Origin of the sequence: Methylobacterium gregans (genome assembly GCF_022179245.1) — a bacterium.
Taxonomy (GTDB): Bacteria; Pseudomonadota; Alphaproteobacteria; order Rhizobiales; family Beijerinckiaceae; genus Methylobacterium; species Methylobacterium gregans.
On sequence record NZ_BPQM01000063.1, the window covers coordinates 59,773 to 77,936 of the forward strand.

The window sequence follows — 18,164 nt, forward strand, 5'->3', positions numbered from 1 at the left end:
CTCAGCTGCGCAGGCCCGGTGCCTCCTGGCCGGTGCGGGCGACGTACTCGGTGTAGCCCCCACCGTAATTGTGAACCCCGTCCGGCGTCAGCTCCAGCGTGCGGTTCGAGAGCGCGGCCAGGAAGTGCCGGTCGTGGGAAACGAACAGCATCGTGCCCTCGTAGCGCGCGAGCGCGGCGATCAGCATCTCCTTGGTCGCCATGTCGAGGTGGTTGGTCGGCTCGTCGAGCACCAGGAAGTTCGGCGGGTCGTAGAGCATCCGGGCCATCACGAGGCGGGCCTTCTCGCCGCCCGAGAGCACCCGGCAGCGCTTCTCCACGTCGTCGCCCGAGAAGCCGAAGCAGCCCGCGAGGTTGCGCAGCGAGCCCTGGCCGGCCTGCGGGAAGGTCTCCTCCAGCATCTCGAAGATGGTCTGGTCGCCGTCGAGGATGTCCATCGCGTGCTGGGCGAAGTAGCCGAGCTTCACGCTCGACCCGAGGGCGACACTGCCGTCATCGGGCTCGGTCGTGCCGGTGACGAGCTTCAGGAGCGTGGACTTGCCCGCACCGTTCACGCCCATCACGCACCAGCGCTCGCGGCGGCGGACCGCGAAGTCGAGCCCCTCGTAGATGGTGCGGCTGCCGTAGCGTTTGTGCACGCCCTTGAGCGTGGCGACCTCCTCGCCGGAGCGGGGGGCGGGCTGGAAGTCGAAGGCGACCGACTGGCGGCGCTTCGGGGGCTCGACGCGCTCGATCTTGTCGAGCTTCTTCACCCGGCTCTGCACCTGCGCGGCGTGCGAGGCGCGGGCCTTGAAGCGCTCGATGAAGGCGATCTCCTTGGCCAGCATCGCCTGTTGACGCTCGAACTGCGCCTGCTGCTGCTGCTCGTTGAGCTGGCGCTGCTGCTCGTAGAAGGCGAAATCGCCCGAGTAGGTGGTGAGCGTGCCGCCGTCGATCTCGATCACCTTCGAGACGATGCGGTTCATGAACTCGCGGTCGTGCGAGGTCATCATCAGGGCGCCGTCGAAGCCCTTGAGGAAGGATTCGAGCCAGATCAGGCTCTCGATGTCGAGGTGGTTGGAGGGCTCGTCGAGCAGCATCACGTCGGGGCGCATCAGGAGGATGCGGGCGAGCGCGACGCGCATCTTCCAGCCGCCCGAGAGCTTGCCGACGTCGCCGTCCATCATCTCCTGGCTGAAGCCGAGGCCGGCCAGCACCTCCTGGGCGCGCCCCTCCAGCGCGTAGCCGTCGAGTTCCTCGAACCGGGCCTGGACCTCGCCGTAGCGCTCGACCAGCGCCTCCATCTCGTCCATGCGCTTGGGATCGGCCAGCGCCGCCTCCAGGGCCTGCAATTCGGTCGCGACCGCGCTCACCGGTCCCGCGCCCTCCATCACGGCGGCGACCGTCGAGCAGCCGGCCATCTCGCCGACGTCCTGGCTGAAATAGCCGATCGTGATGCCGCGGTCGGCCGCGACCTGCCCCTCGTCGGGCTGCTCCTCGCCAGTCATCATCCGGAACAGGGTGGTCTTGCCGGCGCCGTTCGGGCCCACGAGCCCGGCCTTCTCGCCGCGCTGCAGGGCGGCGGAGGCCTCGACGAAGACGAGCTGGCGGCCGTTCTGCTTGGTGATCTTGTCGAGGCGTATCATCGGGTCGCGGGCGCTGAGGAGGGTGTTCCCGGGGGCCTTACGACATGGGCCGGACGAGCGGAAGGCGCGCGCCGGGTCAGGCCCTCATGTCGGGCCGCACGGCTCACGGATCGGGACGGAGGGCGGTCTCCGCATCGCGGTCGTGGGCCACCCTCCGCCAAGGGTCGTGCGCCGGGAGCGGGCTCGGACCGCCGCTCCGACCCCTCAGACGGAGCCCGCTCGATAGGAGCCGCGCCGGGCGGCATAGCGCGCGTAGGACCGGTGCGCGCGGGCGACGCGGTGGCGGGCGCTCCCGTGCCAGGCGAGGCGGTGCGGGCCGGTATCGGCGTGGATCAGGCCGCCCGCGTAGGAGCCGATGCCGCCGACCTGGGGCATGCTGCGCAGGACGGCCAGCGTCCGGCCGACCGATGCGGCGCGGGGACGGAAATCGACCGCGGCCCCGCGGTAGTGCTGCGAGTTGTGCGCGTGGCGCCCGCCGCAGGTGGAGGTGATCTCGATCGGCCCGATCCGGGCGGTCAGCTGGGCGATCATCGCGCGCGTGCGCGGCTGCAGGCAGCCGAGGCCGCGGACCTGGGGTTGGAAGGAGACGTAGCTGGTGGCTGGTCGGGCTTGTGCGGCCGTCGCGAGACCCGTGAGGGTAGCGAGGCAGGCGAGCGCGATCCGGATCCGCATCCAGTGTTCCCTTGGCTGTTGGAGAAGGCGGGCGGGTTAGGGGAAGCGCCCGCCTGGGTCAACCGAGGACCGCACACCTCTCGGTTGCTGGACGCCACCCTTGATCCGGCCATCCTGGGCTGGCCTGATGAGCGGGCACGGGCGGGATCGCGGGTCCGGGAGACGATTCGGAACGATGGCACAGGCTTCCGACGGCGTTCACCAGCCGCTGCGCGCATCCATCGCCGCCTTCGTCGGCACGAACATCTCGATGGCCTACTGGCTCAGCGGCGCGATCTTCGGCGGCCCGCCCCGATCCTCGGCACCATCCTGGTTGAGAAGGCGGGCGGGGCGTGGTGGCCGCTCGCCCTCCCGTTCAGCGCGATCGCGGCGATCTCGCCGGTCTCGGTCCTGGCGCTGCGGGGGCCGCGCGAGCGCCAGATGATGCGGACGGCCTGAATCGCGCGGTGGGCCGCGAGAGAGAGCCAGAAGAGGACCGGATGAAGACCTTCCATCACCCCGATCAGGCGCTGCACCACCCGCGCACCTATTTCTCGCGCGGGCAGATGCGCGAGCCCCAGGAGGTGCCCGCCCGCGAGCAGGCGCTGCTCGCCGCGGTGCACGACCTCGGCTTCCCCGTGTCGGAGCCGCCCGATGCCGGTGCGGCGCCGATCCTGGCCGTCCACGGGATGGACTACCTGCGCTTCCTGCAGGACGCGCACGCGGACTGGACCGCGCTCGGGCCGGACTGGGGCGGGGAGGTGGTATCCAACATCTTCGTGCGCGAGCCGAACGCCCTCCGGGGCGTGCTGGCGCAGGCCGGGCGCTACATCGCGGACGGCAGCGCCCCGATCGGCCCCGGGACGTTCCGGGCCGCCTACGCCTCGGCCCAGTGCGCGGTCGCGGGCGCCGACGCGCTGAATGCCGGCGCGCGGGAGGCCTACGCCTTGTGCCGCCCGCCCGGCCACCACGCGCGCCGCGAGGCGGCCGGCGGATTCTGCTTCCTCAACAACGCGGCGATCGCCGCCGAGCGTCTGCGCGCGCGCCATGCCCGCGTCGCCATTCTCGACACCGACATGCATCACGGCCAGGGCATCCAGGAGATCTTCTACGACCGGGCGGACGTCTTCTACGTCTCGATCCACGGCGACCCGACGAACTTCTACCCCGCCACCGCGGGCTTCGCGGAGGAGCGCGGGAGCGGGGCGGGGGCGGGCTACAACCTGAACCTGCCGATGCCGCACGGCTCGGACGAGGGGGTGTTCTTCGCAGAGCTCGCGCGGGCACTGCGGGCGCTCGCGCTCTATCGGCCGGACGCCCTCGTCCTCTCGCTGGGCTTCGACATCTACGCGGGTGATCCCCAGGCGAAGGTGGCGGTCAGCCCCGACGGCTTCGCGCGTCTGGGGGCGGCGATCGGCGGTCTTCGCGCGCCGACGCTGGTCGTGCAGGAGGGCGGCTACTGCATCGCGGCGCTGACCGAACTCTCGCGGCGCTTCTTCACGGGCTTCGCGGCGGCCCGCGGCTAGGTTTTCCCGACGTTTTCGCTTGCGGGCGCGGGGCTTTCGGTCGCGGCGGCGCAACTCCGGCTGCACGCGGCAGTTGCATCCGTGACCGAAGCAACGTTCCGGAGCACTCGATGATCAAAGCAGGCCCGTTCGCCGTCCTCGCCATTCTGACCGCCGGCCCGGCGCTGGCGCAGCCCGCGACCACGGCCGCGCCTTCCGCGGCGGGCGGTACGGTGACGACCCAGCCCAACACCACCGGCAACAGCCCCGACGTCGTGATCTCCCGCGGCGGCACCGGCGCCGAGACCGCCACCACGAACTCGGCGGCGGGCGGCAATGCGGGCCAGCCGGAGCGCGGCGTGCCGCAGGGCAGCGCCAACGGCGGCGGCAGCAGCCGCTGAGCGCGGCGCCGATTCGGGCCGACCGGGTCCCGGCCGGGCAGGGGGCGCGTCGCCGCGACGGCGCGTCCCGCCGCTCCCACGCGGGGAGACGGCCCAGCCGCACGCAAGCCCCTGCCGGGACAGGGTCGATCCGGGCGCGGTGAGACCGGAGACCGAGCCGCGCCGCCATCCCGGCGCGGCTCCGGTCGATGCCCTCAGGGCTTCTCGAAGCGGGCCTGGATGCCGTGGCCGTGCAGCTTCGCGGAGAACACGATCTTCGTCCCCGCCGCCAGCGGGGCCTTCAGGTCCCCGACGAGCTTGTTCGGGGCGGCCGGCTTCAGCACCAGCGTTTCGGTCTTGCCCGGGGCCTGGACGAAGGCCTTGGCGGACAGGCCGGCCGTGTCGACCGGCTTCCCGTCCTCGTCGCTCAGGTAGAACGTGACCGCGCCGTCCGAGGCGACGAACTCGATCGGATGCCCTTCCGAGACCGCGGTCTGGCCGCCGTTCGGTCCGGCGGCAAGCGCGGGGGAGGCGGCGAGGGCGACGGCGATGGCCGCGATTCGGAGCACGGAGCGCATGGGCATGTCCTTTCTCGATGGGGTGTGTCGGCCTCAGAACGCCTCGACAGGGCCGCTCTTCGCAGCGTCGGCAGAGGTCTCCGACGGGCCTCGGGCCTCGGCGCGCAGCCGTTCGAGCGGCGTCTGACCGAAGGTCAGGAACAGGACCGGCGTCAGGATCGTGTCGAGCAGCGTGGCGCTGATCAGCCCGCCGAAGATCGTCACCGCCACGGGATGCAGGATCTCCTTGCCGGGCGCGTCGGCTCCGATCAGCAGCGGCACCAGGGCGACCCCGGCCGAGAGCGCCGTCATCAGCACCGGCGCGAGCCGTTCCAGGCTGCCGCGGATCACGAGATCCCGCCCGAACGGCAGGCCCTCGTGGATCGCCAGGTTCAGGTAGTGGCTGATCTTGAGGATGCCGTTGCGCGTGGCGATGCCGGTGAGGGTGATGAACCCGATCATCGAGGCGACCGAGAGCGGCTGCCCGGCGAGCCAGAGCGCGGCCACCGAGCCGATCAGGGCCAGCGGGATGCTCCCGAGGATGATCAGCGTGAGAACGACCGAGCGGTAGCGGCTGTAGAGCAGCGCGAAGACCAGTGCGAGCGAGAGGAGCGAGAGGAGCCCGATGGTCCGGCTCGCCTCCGCCTGGGCCTGGAACGAACCTTCCAGGCTGGTGGTGTAGCCGTTGGGCAGGTCCGTCGCGGCGACGGCCTCCCGGATGGCCCCGACGATCCTGCCCATGTCGGAGCCGGCCTGGGTGTTGGCCTGCACCACGATGCGGCGGCGGGCGTTCTCGCGCAGGATCTGGTTCGGTCCGTCGGTCTCGCGGATGTCGGCGATCTGGCGGGCCGGCACCCAGCCTGACGGCGTCTCGACCAGGAGGTCGCCGAGGCGCTGGGTGGTCCGCATCGTGTCCGAGAGCCGCATCACCACGTCGAAGCGGCGGTAGCCGTCGACCACGCGCGAGACCACTTGCCCGTTCGAGAGGCGGCTGAGCTGCTCCACGAGGGCGGCCGGCTGCACGCCGTAGAGGGCGGCCCGGGCGTAGTCGACGCGGATCTCCAGTTGCGGGATCAGGACCTGCTTCTCGACCTGCAGGTCGGCGATGCCGGGAATGTCGGCGATGCGGCGCCGGACGTCCTCGGCGAGCGCCCGCAGGGTGTCGAGGTCATCGCCGAAGATCTTGAGCGCGATCTCGGCGCGCACGCCCGACAGCATGTGGTCGAGCCGGTGCGAGATCGGCTGGCCGACATTGACGCTGACCGGCAGGACCGCGAGGCGCCCGCGGATGTCGGCGACGAGCGCGGGCTTCGGCCGCGCTCCGGGCTTCAGGTCCAGCTCCAAATCGGAGACGTGGACGCCCTCGGCATGCTCGTCGAGTTCGGCCCGCCCGGTGCGGCGCCCGACCGACTTCACGTCCGGCATGTCCAGCAGCAGGCGCTCGGCCACGAGGCCGATCCGGTTGCTCTCGGCGAGCGAGATGCCCGGATTGAAGCTCATGTTGACCGTGAACGAGCCCTCGTTGAAGGGCGGCAGGAACGTCCGAGGCAGGAAGGTCGCGGCCAGCGCCGCGCAGGCGACCCCGATTCCCGCCGCGAGCATCACCGGGCGGCCGTGCCCGAGGAGCGCCCGCAGCAGCGCGGCGTTCCCGCGCTTGAGCAGGCGCACCAGCCCGCTCTCGTGCGCCTCCAGGCGCTTGAGGCCTGGGAGCAGGTAGTAGGCCAGAACCGGCGTCAGGGTGATCGAGACGACGAGGCTCGCCAGGATCGAGACGATGTAGGCCTGGCCCAGCGGCGCGAAGAGCCGGCCCTCGATGCCCGAGAGGGCGAAGAGCGGCACGAAGACCAGCACGATCACCATCGTGGCGTAGACGATGCCGGAGCGCACCTCGTTCGAGGCCGCGACCACCACGGCGAAGACCGGACGCGGGTTGCCGGACCGCCGGTTCTCGCCGAGGCGGCGGAAGATGTTCTCCACGTCGACGACCGCGTCGTCCACGAGCTCGCCGATCGCGATGGCGAGGCCGCCGAGCGTCATCGTGTTGATCGACAGCCCGGCGAGGTGGAACACGATGGCGGTGGCGAGGATCGAGACCGGGATCGCCGTCAGCGAGATCGCGGTGGTGCGCAGGTTCAGCAGGAACGCGAACAGCACGACGGCGACGACGACGACCGCCTCCATCAGCACGGTCTCGACGTTGCGGATCGAGGTCTCGATGAAGTTCGCCTGCCGGAAGATCAACTGGTCCGCGCGAACGCCCTTGAACGAGCAGGCCTCGCCGTCCGGCTCCGCCGGAAACGCGCCGGCCTGACCCGAGGGGCTCCCCGAGGCGGGGCCGCAGGCGTTCAGGCTCGTCGTGATGTCCTTGAGCGCCGCCTCGACCTCGCGGGTGAGGCGGACCGTGTCGACGCCCGGCTGCTTCTCGACCGAGACGACCACCGCAGGCGCCCCCATGTAGCCGGCATCGCCGCGCTTCACCCGGGGCGCGAAGGCGATTTCGGCGACCTGTCGGAGGTAGACCGGCCGGTTGTTGACCGTGGCGACCACCAGGTTGCGCAGGTCGTCGAGGTTCATGGTCCGGCCGAGGTTCCGGATCAGGTATTCCCGGGCGTACTGGTCCGTGAAGCCGCCGCCCGTGTTGGTGCCGAACTGCGCCAGCGCCGTCTCCAGCTGGGCGTGCGTCACGCCGAGGGCGCGCAGTGCCGTGGGCTGGGGCGCCACGCGGAACTGGCGCACCTCGCCGCCCATCGGGATCACCTGCGCCACGCCCGGGATCGAGAGCAGGCGCGGGCGAATGGTGAAGTCGGCGAGTTCCCTCAGCTGCATCGGCGAGACCGAGCCGCCGCTCACGGCGACCATCACGATCTGGCCCATGATCGAGGAGATCGGGCCCATCATCGGCGTGACCGTGGCGGGCAGCTGCGGCCGCACCATCGCCAGCCGCTCCGAGACCTGCTGACGGTTCCGGTAGATGTCGGTGCCCCAGTCGAACTCGACGTAGATCACCGAGAGGCCCACGCCCGAGACCGAGCGGACGCGGGAGACGCCGGGCAGGCCGTTCATCTGCGTCTCGATCGGGAAGGTGACGAGCTGCTCGACTTCCTGGGGCGCGAGCCCCTCCGCCTCCGTCATGAGGGTGACGGTCGGCCGGTTGAGGTCGGGGAAGACGTCCACGGGCAGCTTGGTGACGACGAAGCTGCCGTAGACGACGAGGATTGCGGCGAGCGCCAGGACGAGCAGGCGGTTGCGCAGGGACTGCGTGACGAGGAGCGTGAACATCGGGCCTCTCCCCTCAGCGGACCTGATTGAGGAGCTCGGCGCCCTGGGTCACGATCCGCTTGCCCGGCGCGAGGCCGGACACGACCAGGACATGGCCCGCGTCGAGGGGCTCGACTCGGACCTCGCGGGGCTGGAAGCGCTCGGGCGCGGTGTGCTCGTAGACGATGCTCTGGCCGTTGCCGCCGCGGACCACGCTCACCCGCGGCAGCGCCAGCCCCGCCTGCTGCGCGTCGGTCGCGGCCAGCACGGTGACGAACTGGCCGGTGCGCAGCTCGGCCGGCGCGTCGCGCACCGCGAAGTGCAGCGGCACGGCCTGGCTGCGGTCGGCGAGGCCCGCGCCCATGAAGGTCAGGCTCAGCATCCGCCCGTCCGCCATCCGGGCCGTTGCGTCCTGTCCGCCGGCCAGCGCGTCGAAGCTCAGGGCCTCGACCCACAGGCGCGCCGGGTCGACGATCTGGAAGACCTGCACGCCGGGGCTCGCCATCTGGCCGGCGACCGCGCTCGCCTCCGCGATCACGCCGTCGACCGGCGCCACGAGGGCCTCGGGCTGCTGGCGGATGTTGTCGAGCGCCGCGCGGCGGTCGAGCAGGCCCTTCAGCTCGGCCTGGGCGTCGTCGAGCTGAACCTGCGAGACGGCGCCGCCCGGCGCGAGCTTGCGGTAGCGCTCGACGCGCCGCTCCATGATCACGATCTGCTGGTCGAGCTCGCCCTGGCGCTGGCGCATGTCGGAGACGTCCACGGCCTGCACCGGCGGCGTCACGTAGGCCAGCACCTCGCCCTTGCGCACCCGCGTGCCGAGCCGCGGGAAGATCCCGGTCGCCGGCGGCGAGAGGCGCCCGCCGACCGAGGACTGGACGACCCCGCTGGCGCTCGGGTCCGGCACGATGCGGCCGGGCAGCTCGACCGTGCGCCGCAGGGTATCGGAGGCGGTGACCGTGGTTCTGACCGCCAGCACCCGCTGCGTGGGCTTCGGCACGAAGATCGAACCGTCCGGCTGGCGGCGCGCCAGGTCCTGGATGCCGGGGCTCGGGGCGGCCATCTGCAGGATCTGGGGCGCGTGCGCGCCCCCTGGGCCGTGGCCCGCGCCGTGGTTCTCGCCGTGGTTCTCGCCCGCGAAGGCCCGGGGAGCGAAGGCGAGGGCGATCACGAGGCCGACCAGGGCGGTGGCGGGCAGGTAGCGGCGGCCGCGCATCAGGAGCGTGACGGCGACGCCCAGGAGGAAGCCGATCCCGCCGATCACCAGCGGCATCGGATCGGCCTCCTCGAGATGCCGCCGGAAGTCGTGGGCCGCCGCCAGCCCGGTCGCCCAGGCGGAGGTCCCCGCCGTCGGCGGTGCGGGCGGCGCCTCGGGAACGACGAGCGTGACGGGATACAGGTCGGTCGTGCCCGAGGCCGTCACGGTGAACAGCACGTCGTACGCTCCGGGATGGGCGCTCCAGGGCGCCGCGAACCCGTAGCTGCCATCCGGCATCGGCGTGGCTGCGGCAGCCCCTTCGGGGGTCTCGACCTGCACGACCGCGTCGGTCACCGGCTCGTTGGTGCCGAGGCGGTCGAGGAACACCGCAACGCGACCGTTGCGAGCGATGGCGACGAGTTCGAGCGCGTCGGAGCTCGACGCGCCGCGCGGCGCCGTCGAGGCCGGTGCGGCCGGAGCGTCCTCGCCGTGGGTGTGGCCCTCGTGGGCGCCGACAACCGCCGGTGCGCCGGCCCACAGGCCGAGCGCCAGGATGGCCGCCCGCAGGGCGGAGGCGGAGCATGCACGCATAGGAAAATCGAGCCTTCGCAGGTGGGGAGGCAGGCGGCAGCCCACGGGCGGCCGCCGCTCAGGACGCGCGTCGGGGCGCGGACCTCAGGCGAAGGTTCTGGGGGGTTCGGGAAGCGCCTCGGAGATCACGCTGTCGAAGGCGATCGCGCGGATGCCGTCGAGCGTTCGCCCGCATGTCCGGGAGACCGACAGGGCCGGAAAATCCCAGCGCGCCAGCGAGGCGTGGCAGCAGCACGCGCCGCACGGTCCGGCGGCCGCATCGTCGCCGGTCCGCTCCGCAGGGACCGCCAAGTCGCCGACCTGCTCCGGCACGAGGTCCGGGTGAGCCGGAGCGATCCGGCCGACCTCGGCGGGCGCGGCATGGGCGTGCTCGACGCCCACCACCGGCACGGCAGCGAGCGTCACGGTCAGGAAGACCGCGAGCAGCGCGCGCCAGAGGGGACGAATCGTCGGCATGTCGCACCCTGCTTAGCACGACTCGGCTGCTCGGCCATGGGTCGTCCGGTGCGCGACGGCACCCGGGAGACGTCGGCGCCCGTCCTCGGCCGAGTCGGCCCGCGCCGCGTCGGCGAGCGCGGGCGAGCCTCCGTCGGGCCTCGGCCTCGATCCCGTCCGGACGTACCGGCAGGCGCGCCGGAGCAGCATCCGAGATGGGACGCGCCGTGTCGCCCCACCGACCGGATCGATTGCTCGGCAGGGTGGTTCATCGGCGATTTTAAGGTTGATATGCTCTAAATCTGCTGTCGAACAGGAATGTGCGGCGTCGATATATCGTTTTCGCGCGGATCTGCGTAGCTGATGTTGTCCGACCAATGCGATCCTATTCAGTCTTTGATCACCGTTCGGGCGTGAAATAGCGCCGAAACCAAGATCGCAGAGAGTTTCGAAAGGCGTGGATCGTATGTTGGGTCGTCTTCCGAAATACAACTGAGAGCAACGTCTATGCAATTTAGGGGTGCAAAATTGCTCACAGTGTCGTGCTGGGCCGCCGCTGCCGGCCTGCTGGCGATCGTGCTGACCGGCCCCGCCACGACCGCGTCCGGTCCGGCAAGTCCGGCAGACTCGGCAAGTCCGGCAGATCCAGCGAAGGCGCGCGACGATCTCCGGACGCTGCTCTGGCCCCAGCCGGACGCGCCCGCGCGCACGGATCACCGCGGCCGCTCCCTCGCGGCGCCGGACTTGCGGGACCGGATCGTCGTGGTCGCCTTCGTGGGCGCCGATTGCTCGATCGCCTGCGTCGTCCGCACCCTCGCGCTCGACAAGGTCGCGCGCGCGCTGCCGGACGCGCTGCGGGACCGGGTCGTCATGGTCGGGATCGACACCGATCCGGTCGGCGGCCGGGGGCGCCTTCGCGCCTTCGCGGACGGGCTCGTCGGAACCGACACGCCGCTGCGCCTCCTGCGGAGCGATGCCGCCGGGACGGCCGCGCTCGCGGCGAGCCTGCGCTACCCGGCGCAGGCGCTGCCCGAGCCGCCCCCGGTCGTCCTCCTGTTCGACCGGCGCGGGCAGATCGCCATGACCTACGGCAGCGACCCGCTCGACGGCCCGCGCCTGCTCGATGACATCGCCCAGCTCGAGACCTTCGCGGACGGCCTTGACCGGCCGACCGGAGCCTCGGCCGGCCCGAGCCCCACCCTCTGATCACCCCTCACGTCAGGAAACCGAGATGATGGATGCGACACTCGCCGGACCGCGGGTCCGGACCCGCGCGCGCGACCTCGCGCTGCTCTCCGCCACCGCCCTGATCGGGCTGATGCAGGCCGCCGAGGCGGCGCGTTTCGGGGTCGTGGTGAACCCGGTGCCGGACCCGCTCCTCGCCGGCCTCGCGATTCCCGACACGGCGCCCACCCTGGGCATGTGGTCGGGCCTGCGGCCCTGGCCGATGAACGCGATCCATCTCGGCCTTCTCCCGAGCGGCCGCGTCGTCTCCTTCGGGACGGCGGGCGGCAGGCCGGACGTGCAGGACGGCCGGACCTTCGACACCTGGGACCCCTACCGGGGGCTCGCCCAGGACAGCCACATGACGATCGGCGGCGTGCGGGGCGTCAACAGCTTCTGCGCCACGCAATCCTTCCTGGCCGACGGCTCGCTGCTCGTGGCGGGCGGCATCTTCGACGACGGCAACGACCGGGGCAGCGTCGTGATGAACGCCCGGGGCACCGGGATCGCCGCGATTCCGGCACGGCTCGCCAACGACCGCTACTACTCGACCATGCTGACCCTGCCCAACGGACAGCAGATCATCGTGGGCGGCTCGTATCCCTATCTGGGCGGCTGGGCCGACCCGCAGGGCAGCATCAACCAGGGCTACATGACCGGGATGACCCCGGAGATCTACGACGGCACGCGCTGGCGCAGCCTGCTCGGCGCCAAGAGCCGCGACGCCTTCGGCCCCGACTACAACCGGTTCTGGTATCCGCGGGCCTGGATCGCGCCGAACGGGCGGGTGTTCGGCATCTCCTCCGAGAAGATGTGGTACCTCAACACCGCCGGGAACGGCTCGGTGACCACGCTGCCGTTCAAGCAGGCGCAGCGGGAGGTCGGCAACGCGCAGGACGCCCCGAATGTCGGGCCCGCCTCGACGGCGGTGATGTACGACACCGGCAAGATCCTCCAGGTCGGCGGCAACGCCTACAGCAACGGCGAGGGCTTCCTGTCGAGCAGCCGGGCCAGCATCATCGACATCAACGGCGCCACGCCCGCCGTGACCGACACCGCTCCGATGAGCGTCGGCCGCGCCTGGGCCAACGCCACGGTCCTGCCGAACGGCCACGTCGCGGTGACCGGCGGCAGCCGGTACAACGACCGCGGCGGCGGCGATGTCGTCCTGCAGAGCGAGATCTGGAACCCCGCGACCGGCCGCTGGTCGGTGGGCGCCTCCGGGGCGGTCTATCGCGGCTACCACTCGTCCACGATCTTGCTCCAGAACGGCGCGCTCCTCGTCGCGGGCGGCGGGGCGCCGGGTCCCGTCACCAACGAGAACGCCGAGTTCTTCTACCCGCCCTACCTGTTCACCACGGTGAACGGGAAAGCGGCACTCGCGCCGCGCCCGCAGATCCAGAGCCTCAGCACGCTCCAGCTGCCCTACGGCCAGCGCCTGCAGTTCGAGCTGGCCTCGCCGAACGGGCTCGCGCAGGTGGTGCTGATCGGGCTCAGCCAGACGACGCACAGCTTCAACTTCACGCAGCGCCGCTACATCGCCGCCTTCACGCAGCCGGACGCCCAGAGCGTCACGGTCACGGCGCCGGCCTCCGCCAACCTCGCACCGCCCGGCTACTACCAACTCGTGGCGATCGACCGGAACGGCGTTCCGTCCCCGGGCGTCATCGTCGCCCTCGGCGCGGTGAGCGCGCCGGTGCAATCCGCGGTGCCCGCGGTGACGGCGAGCGCGGGCGGCGGAACGGGCGGCACGGGCGGGACCGGCGGCGGAACGGGCGGCACCGGGGGGACCGGCGGCACGGGCGGGACCGGCGGTGCGGGTGGCACCGGCGGCACGGTCATCCGCGGCGGGGCCCTGAAGGCCGCCCATTCCGGGCTCTGCCTCGCGGTTCCGGCCGGCAACACGACCAACGGTTCCCCGGTGACGCAGCAGCCCTGCAGCGGAAAGCCGGAGCAGTCATGGACCGCCCGCGCGGTGGCGGGCGGCACCGCGCTGGTCAACGACGCCAGCGGCAAGTGCCTCGATCTGAGCCTGGCGGTGCCCGCCGGTCCCGGGAGCCGAATCTACCAGTGGGACTGTGTCGGCGTCGCCAACCAGAGCTGGACCGTGCGGGCCCAGGGCGCGGGCAACGCCTACGTCTCGGCCGTGGGGAACTTCTGCCTCGACATCGACTACGCGTCGACCCAGGCCGGGGCCCCGACGATCGCCTGGCCCTGCCACGGCGGCGGCAACCAGACCTTCGCCACCGTCGGCGGGACCGATCCGGCCGCCGGCACCCCGATCAGCCTCCGGTCGGTCAACTATCCCGCCAACTACCTGACCAATGTGGGCGGCACGATACGGCTGATCGCGCCGGCCAACGCGAGCGACCGCCAGCAGGCCACCTTCCGGCAGGTGCCGGGACTGGCCGGGCAGGGGGTGTCCTTCCTGTCCAGCAGCGCGCCCAACCAGTATCTCCGGCACCAGAACTTCCAGATCTGGCAGCAGACGAACGACAACGGCGACCTGTTCAAGAACGGTGCGACCTTCCACCAGCGCAACGCTCTGTCGGCCTCGTGCGGCTGCGGCACGGCGACCTGCGCGTCCTACGAGTCGATCGACTGGCCGGGCTACTACCTCCGGCACCAGGGCTTCGACCTGTACATCGACGCGTCGGACGGCAGCGACCTGTACCGCCAGGATACCTCGTTCTGCGTCGCGCAACCGCTCCAGCCGTAAGGGGCGCCAGAGGCCGGTTCGGTGCAGGTGAGCCCCGGACAACCAACCGCTCCGGACTGCCCCCGATCGCCCGCGCGGTCGGGGGCAGTCCGGCCGAGCTTCGGGAAACCCGTCAGGGGGCCCCGGTCCCGAGGGCCGCAGCGATGGCCGGGCAGGCCAGGTGGTCCGCGGCGGCGCCGGGATCGGGCGCCACGGTGGGCAGCCAGTCGATGAAGTCGGTGCCGCTGCGCGTGCCGCCGAGCCCGAACACCGCCGAGCGTCCGGCCCGCGCCCGGCGGTCGGCGACGACGACGGAGATCCGGAAGTGCTGGCGCGGCGACGGCACGGGCCCGGAGGCGTCCGGCAGCGCCGTCGCTGCGGCGGGCCGGACCCGCCGGATCAGGGCACCGAGATCGAAGCGGCCGCCCCGGTTGTGGACCGTGAGAACAGGCCCGAGGATCGCCGCCGCCTCGGGCGTCACCGAAGGCAGCCGCGCGATCTCGTCGGGGCTGACGAAGGGGGCGTTGCGCGGGCCTCGGGCGAGGCCGCGCGCCCGGTACTGCGGCAGCTCTGCCCCGCCGCCGGGTTCGGGCACGTCGTCCACGTCGCGATAGTCCACGATCTCCGCGGCGAGCGCGAGGGCGGTCCGGTCGGGCACCCCGAGCAGGCGGAAGGCCTCCTCGAGGCTCGCGCGCGGCGTCCCGTTGAGATCGATCAGCCGCCCCTGATCCTCCAGCGACACAACGGCGGTGCGGGCCGCGTCGAGGCGGCAGCGGACGGCGCCTCCATCCTCCGGCAAGGCGAGACCGGCGCGCCGGTAGGTCCGCCCCACGGCGAGGTCGTAGGCCACGAGGCGCGCGATCCCGTCGGCCATGCCCTGCAACCGCGCCACCTCGGCGCGCGCGCCGGTGAGCGCCGCGCCCGCGCGGCCCTGCAGGATCGCGGTGACCAGCACGGCGCTGACAACGCCCAGCACGGCGAGGACCGACAGGAGGACGAAGCCTGCCTCCCGCCCGTCCGGCCCCGCGCGGCGGGCGCTCACGGCCGATCCCCCAGCGCGACGAGGAGCGGCGGCCAGCGCCGCCGGTCGGCCGCTTCGAACGCGACCTCGATCTCGAGCAGCGTGGGCTGGCGGTCGGGCGCGGCCCAGGCGGCGTGCCAGCCGGGCCGCACGTTCCGGCTCGGTGCGCCGAAGTAGCGGATCGCGAGGCCGGCGACGCGCTCCAGCAGGATCTCCGGGCGCCCGCCGTTCTCCGCGGACCCCGCATCCGGCGCGGCGCGGCGCTCGACGAGGTCGTAGCCGCCGTCCGCCCGCGCCACGGTGGCGAGGGCGATGACGAGTTCGGCGGAGCGCGCCACGCTCCGGTCCGGGCCGATCCGCGCCGAGAGGGCGGCGGGGCCTCCGAGCAGGGCCGGGCGCTCGCCCTCGGCCCGGCGGCGGGCGAGGCTGCCGAGGGTGCGGCGCAGGTGGTCCCGGACGGACTGCACCTCCTCCGTCGCCGTCGCGCGGGCGATCGCCGCCGAGGCAATGCCGCTGATCCGCACCGCGTTGACCAGCAGGGTTCCGATCAGGGCCGCCACCGCGAGGCAGACCAGCATCTCCACCAGGGTGAACCCGGCCTCGCGGTCCTCAGCCATCGGGGTCCTCCGGCATCAGCGTCGTGTAGAGCAGCGGACCGGCGGGTTCGTCGCGGGTCAGCCGCAGGCGCCAGAGCGGCGGGACCCGCTCGAGGCCCAGCGCCGGGCGGGCGTCGCTCACGCCGAGGACCCAGGCCGTGCCGTCCGAGAATCGGCCCCGGATCAGCCCGGGCCGCAGGCCGCCCGCCGCCACGAGGCGCAGGACCACGCCCTCGCTCTCGTCGGCCGCGACCCGGCGCCTCTCGAGGCGCTGGACCCCGCCTGCGGTCATGCCGGCTATCTCGAGCGCCAGGATCGTACCGAGCGCCGCGATCATGAAGGCGACGAGCACCTCGGCGATCGTGAAGCCGTCCTCCCTCCCGGCGTCGTTCGGGGTTGCCATCACCGGGGCTCGTCGCGACGCACGCGGCCGGTCAGGGCGCTCACCGAGACGATGGACTGCGCGGCCGCGTCCCGCAGGACGATGCGCCCGCCCGTCGAGCTGCCGTCGGGCAGGAGGCGGATCTCGCCCGGCTCTCCGCCCGCAGCCTCGACCGTGACGTGCAGGGGCGCCGCGATCGGGCCCGCGCCCGGGCGCGAACTGAGAAAGCGGCCGCCCGCGGCGTCGAAGACGAGGCTCGCGCTGCGCCCCGTGCGCAGGGCTTCCGCGCGGAGCAGGCCGATCTCGGCGGCGATCGCCCCCGAGAGCCGGGCCGGTCGCTGCCCCGCCGGCATGCCGCCGAGGGACCGGGACGCCAGCGTGAGGGCGAGCGCCAGGACCGCGAGCGTGACGAGCATTTCGACGAGCGTGAAGCCCGCCGTGCCGCCCGCTCCCGGCCGAAGATCCCGATCCGCGCCCGTGCTTCCGGACCGGGCGCCCTGTCCCGGCATGGCCGGCCCCTCGCTGCGCTGACCCCGTGGTGGGCCGACGCCGCATCCTGGCAGACAGGTCTTGCCGGATCCTGCACGGTGCTGCCCAAGTGCCACCGCGGCGCGATCCTGCGGCAGTCGCGCCGGCCGCATCCGGGGGCCCGCGCTGTCTTGCCCCTCGCGCAGCGCCCGGCTCTCGCCGCCCGAACCCCGCCGGGGAACGGCCTCGGCCGCCGGCGCGATGGTGTCCCGGTCGGCGCGCGGGCGCGGCGGGCGTCAGGCCGCGATCTGCCGGATCCAGGCACCCAGCGGCGATTCGGTGCCGGGACGGACGGGCCGAACCGCCCGATCGAGGGCGGCGTCGCGCGGCAGGCAGTCGAACCGGCGCTTGAAGGCGCGGCTGAAGGTCTTCTCGTCCGCGAAGCCCACGGCGTAGGCAACGGTGGATACGCGCGGACGCGGCCCGTCTCCGACGCGCGTCAGGAGCGTCATGGCGCGGGCGAGACGACGGTTGCGGATGTAGTGCTGCACCCCGTCATCGACCGCGAACTGGCGGTACAGCGTCGCGCGCGAGAGGCCGAAGCGTTCGCAGATCATCTCCGGCCCGAGCTTCGGATCGGCGAGATGCGTCTGAATGAAGCTCCGGATCTCGAGACTGACCCAGCGCTCGGCCGCAGCGACGTACCCGGCCACGCTCGGCAGTGCGGCGCCGCACAGCTTCGCCGCCGCTTCCGCGATGCCGGGCCTGTAGGGCGCCTCGATCCGATCGGCGTGGCTCACCACGTCCTTCAGGTAGGACGCGAAGATCTGCTTCGCCGCGTCGTGCTCGGCATTGAACACGCAGCCGTGTAGGCCGTCGATCGAGCTGCTTCGATCCCCGAGCGCCGCACGCGGCAGCAGGATGTTGATCGCGGTCACGGGCTCTCCCGAGATGCGGATCGGCTGGGCGAGGTCGCAGATCACGAAGTCCGACGGTCGGACCCTCTCCTCCCCGCGCTCCGTGCGCACCACGCTCGTCCCGCTCCGGTAGAACTGCATCAGGACGTGATCGACGCCCTGAGCCGCGGCCATGCGCGCGGTGCGCTCGAGGGCCTGGGCCGGTGCCGAAACCTCACCGACCAGAACCAGGCCGAGATTGTAGCTTCGCATCCCGACCGAGGCGCCGACATGCGTCTCCGGGACCGGTCGGACGTCGAAGATCGGCGCCAAATGTTCGGCCCAGGCCTTCCACGCAGCGACTGGATCAACCGACGGGACGAACTGGTGAAGGGGCGTGTCCGACATCGTCAAGGTCTGAGGTTGCACCCATCGCCGCGTCGTCTGCTTTCGCGTCGAGGCCGAGATAGGCTCTAGCCGCAAGCAGGAAGTCCTAAATGACGCCGGACGACTGGGTTAAATTCTTAAACCCGTGATTCAGGAGCGGCAATCTGTCGAAAGTGTCAAATTTTGCGACGATCTCGTCGGTCCTCGGCCCTGGAGCGCCATTGATCTGTGCCGGCCCGGCGGCCGCGGTGCTCTCTGTCCTGCGATGGGGACTGAAGAGACGAAAAGTCACCCCT

General features: G+C 72.2%; 15 protein-coding genes. 4 read left to right on the forward strand and 11 right to left on the reverse strand.

What is annotated here, in order from left to right; translation table 11 throughout:
• Position 1: 1 nt before the first annotated feature.
• Together MFF54_RS13645 and MFF54_RS13650 are read right to left on the reverse strand one after the other, a co-directional pair.
• Positions 2-1,624 carry an ABC-F family ATP-binding cassette domain-containing protein gene (locus MFF54_RS13645; RefSeq protein WP_238303468.1) on the reverse strand — a complete coding sequence of 541 codons (1,623 nt, stop codon included), beginning with the start codon at positions 1,622-1,624 and terminating at the stop codon, positions 2-4.
• A 204-nt stretch (positions 1,625-1,828) separates the two neighbouring features.
• On the reverse strand, positions 1,829-2,296 hold the full coding sequence (locus MFF54_RS13650) for a DUF882 domain-containing protein (protein ID WP_238303469.1): 468 nt from the start codon (positions 2,294-2,296) through the stop codon (positions 1,829-1,831).
• 479 nt (positions 2,297-2,775) lie between these two features.
• Between MFF54_RS13650 and MFF54_RS13655 the strand changes: the two genes are divergently transcribed.
• Together MFF54_RS13655 and MFF54_RS13660 are read left to right on the forward strand one after the other, a co-directional pair.
• The gene (locus MFF54_RS13655; protein ID WP_238303470.1) at positions 2,776-3,801 is read left to right on the forward strand and encodes a histone deacetylase family protein; all 1,026 of its coding nucleotides are present in this window, start codon (positions 2,776-2,778) and stop codon (positions 3,799-3,801) included.
• Positions 3,802-3,911: 110 nt separating this feature from the next.
• Positions 3,912-4,181: a hypothetical protein gene (locus MFF54_RS13660; RefSeq protein WP_238303471.1), complete on the forward strand. Its 270-nt coding sequence runs from the start codon at positions 3,912-3,914 to the stop codon at positions 4,179-4,181.
• Positions 4,182-4,375: 194 nt separating this feature from the next.
• Here MFF54_RS13660 and MFF54_RS13665 read toward each other — a convergent pair whose 3' ends face one another.
• From MFF54_RS13665 to MFF54_RS13680, 4 genes are all read right to left on the reverse strand, one after another.
• On the reverse strand, positions 4,376-4,738 hold the full coding sequence (locus MFF54_RS13665) for a hypothetical protein (RefSeq protein ID WP_238303472.1): 363 nt from the start codon (positions 4,736-4,738) through the stop codon (positions 4,376-4,378).
• A gap of 33 nt (positions 4,739-4,771) precedes the next feature.
• Positions 4,772-7,996, reverse strand: a complete 3,225-nt coding sequence (locus MFF54_RS13670) for an efflux RND transporter permease subunit (protein ID WP_238303473.1) — start codon at positions 7,994-7,996, stop codon at positions 4,772-4,774.
• A gap of 13 nt (positions 7,997-8,009) precedes the next feature.
• The gene (locus MFF54_RS13675; protein WP_238303474.1) at positions 8,010-9,761 is read right to left on the reverse strand and encodes an efflux RND transporter periplasmic adaptor subunit; all 1,752 of its coding nucleotides are present in this window, start codon (positions 9,759-9,761) and stop codon (positions 8,010-8,012) included.
• Between the two features lie 84 nt (positions 9,762-9,845).
• Complete coding sequence (locus tag MFF54_RS13680; protein WP_238303475.1) at positions 9,846-10,217, reverse strand: hypothetical protein; 372 nt, start codon at positions 10,215-10,217, stop codon at positions 9,846-9,848.
• 507 nt (positions 10,218-10,724) lie between these two features.
• On the opposite strand from MFF54_RS13680, the gene MFF54_RS13685 reads away from it, so the two are divergent.
• Together MFF54_RS13685 and MFF54_RS13690 are read left to right on the forward strand one after the other, a co-directional pair.
• A complete protein-coding gene (locus tag MFF54_RS13685) occupies positions 10,725-11,402 on the forward strand; it encodes a thioredoxin domain-containing protein (RefSeq protein ID WP_238303476.1) in 678 nt (225 codons plus the stop codon).
• A gap of 25 nt (positions 11,403-11,427) precedes the next feature.
• On the forward strand, positions 11,428-14,139 hold the full coding sequence (locus MFF54_RS13690) for an AbfB domain-containing protein (protein WP_238303477.1): 2,712 nt from the start codon (positions 11,428-11,430) through the stop codon (positions 14,137-14,139).
• 112 nt (positions 14,140-14,251) lie between these two features.
• Here MFF54_RS13690 and MFF54_RS13695 read toward each other — a convergent pair whose 3' ends face one another.
• From MFF54_RS13695 to MFF54_RS13715, 5 genes are all read right to left on the reverse strand, one after another.
• Complete coding sequence (locus MFF54_RS13695; protein WP_238303478.1) at positions 14,252-15,160, reverse strand: type II secretion system minor pseudopilin; 909 nt, start codon at positions 15,158-15,160, stop codon at positions 14,252-14,254.
• Positions 15,157-15,756, reverse strand: a complete 600-nt coding sequence (locus tag MFF54_RS13700; protein ID WP_238303479.1) for a prepilin-type N-terminal cleavage/methylation domain-containing protein — start codon at positions 15,754-15,756, stop codon at positions 15,157-15,159. The genes MFF54_RS13695 and MFF54_RS13700 overlap by 4 nt, the downstream gene beginning before the upstream one ends.
• Positions 15,749-16,138 (reverse strand): type II secretion system protein, encoded by a 390-nt coding sequence (locus MFF54_RS13705; protein ID WP_238303480.1) that lies wholly within the window; start codon positions 16,136-16,138, stop codon positions 15,749-15,751. The genes MFF54_RS13700 and MFF54_RS13705 overlap by 8 nt, the downstream gene beginning before the upstream one ends.
• A complete protein-coding gene (locus tag MFF54_RS13710; RefSeq protein WP_238303481.1) occupies positions 16,138-16,626 on the reverse strand; it encodes a prepilin-type N-terminal cleavage/methylation domain-containing protein in 489 nt (162 codons plus the stop codon). Before MFF54_RS13710 ends, MFF54_RS13705 begins: the two co-directional genes overlap by 1 nt.
• A gap of 255 nt (positions 16,627-16,881) precedes the next feature.
• Positions 16,882-17,889 carry a helix-turn-helix domain-containing protein gene (locus tag MFF54_RS13715; protein WP_238303482.1) on the reverse strand — a complete coding sequence of 336 codons (1,008 nt, stop codon included), beginning with the start codon at positions 17,887-17,889 and terminating at the stop codon, positions 16,882-16,884.
• Positions 17,890-18,164 lie beyond the last annotated feature (275 nt).

What these genes read in the sequence shown, in the direction of transcription:
- MFF54_RS13715 (WP_238303482.1), bottom strand. Translation starts at nt 17,889, where the DNA reads ATGTCGGACACGCCCCTTCACCAGTTCGTCCCGTCGGTTGATCCAGTC.
- MFF54_RS13705 (WP_238303480.1), bottom strand. Translation starts at nt 16,138, where the DNA reads ATGGCAACCCCGAACGACGCCGGGAGGGAGGACGGCTTCACGATCGCC.
- MFF54_RS13690 (WP_238303477.1), top strand. Translation starts at nt 11,428, where the DNA reads ATGATGGATGCGACACTCGCCGGACCGCGGGTCCGGACCCGCGCGCGC.
- MFF54_RS13655 (WP_238303470.1), top strand. Translation starts at nt 2,776, where the DNA reads ATGAAGACCTTCCATCACCCCGATCAGGCGCTGCACCACCCGCGCACC.
- MFF54_RS13680 (WP_238303475.1), bottom strand. Translation starts at nt 10,217, where the DNA reads ATGCCGACGATTCGTCCCCTCTGGCGCGCGCTGCTCGCGGTCTTCCTG.
- MFF54_RS13700 (WP_238303479.1), bottom strand. Translation starts at nt 15,756, where the DNA reads ATGGCTGAGGACCGCGAGGCCGGGTTCACCCTGGTGGAGATGCTGGTC.
- MFF54_RS13670 (WP_238303473.1), bottom strand. Translation starts at nt 7,996, where the DNA reads ATGTTCACGCTCCTCGTCACGCAGTCCCTGCGCAACCGCCTGCTCGTC.
- MFF54_RS13645 (WP_238303468.1), bottom strand. Translation starts at nt 1,624, where the DNA reads ATGATACGCCTCGACAAGATCACCAAGCAGAACGGCCGCCAGCTCGTC.
- MFF54_RS13675 (WP_238303474.1), bottom strand. Translation starts at nt 9,761, where the DNA reads ATGCGTGCATGCTCCGCCTCCGCCCTGCGGGCGGCCATCCTGGCGCTC.
- MFF54_RS13665 (WP_238303472.1), bottom strand. Translation starts at nt 4,738, where the DNA reads ATGCGCTCCGTGCTCCGAATCGCGGCCATCGCCGTCGCCCTCGCCGCC.
- MFF54_RS13660 (WP_238303471.1), top strand. Translation starts at nt 3,912, where the DNA reads ATGATCAAAGCAGGCCCGTTCGCCGTCCTCGCCATTCTGACCGCCGGC.
- MFF54_RS13650 (WP_238303469.1), bottom strand. Translation starts at nt 2,296, where the DNA reads ATGCGGATCCGGATCGCGCTCGCCTGCCTCGCTACCCTCACGGGTCTC.
- MFF54_RS13710 (WP_238303481.1), bottom strand. Translation starts at nt 16,626, where the DNA reads ATGCCGGGACAGGGCGCCCGGTCCGGAAGCACGGGCGCGGATCGGGAT.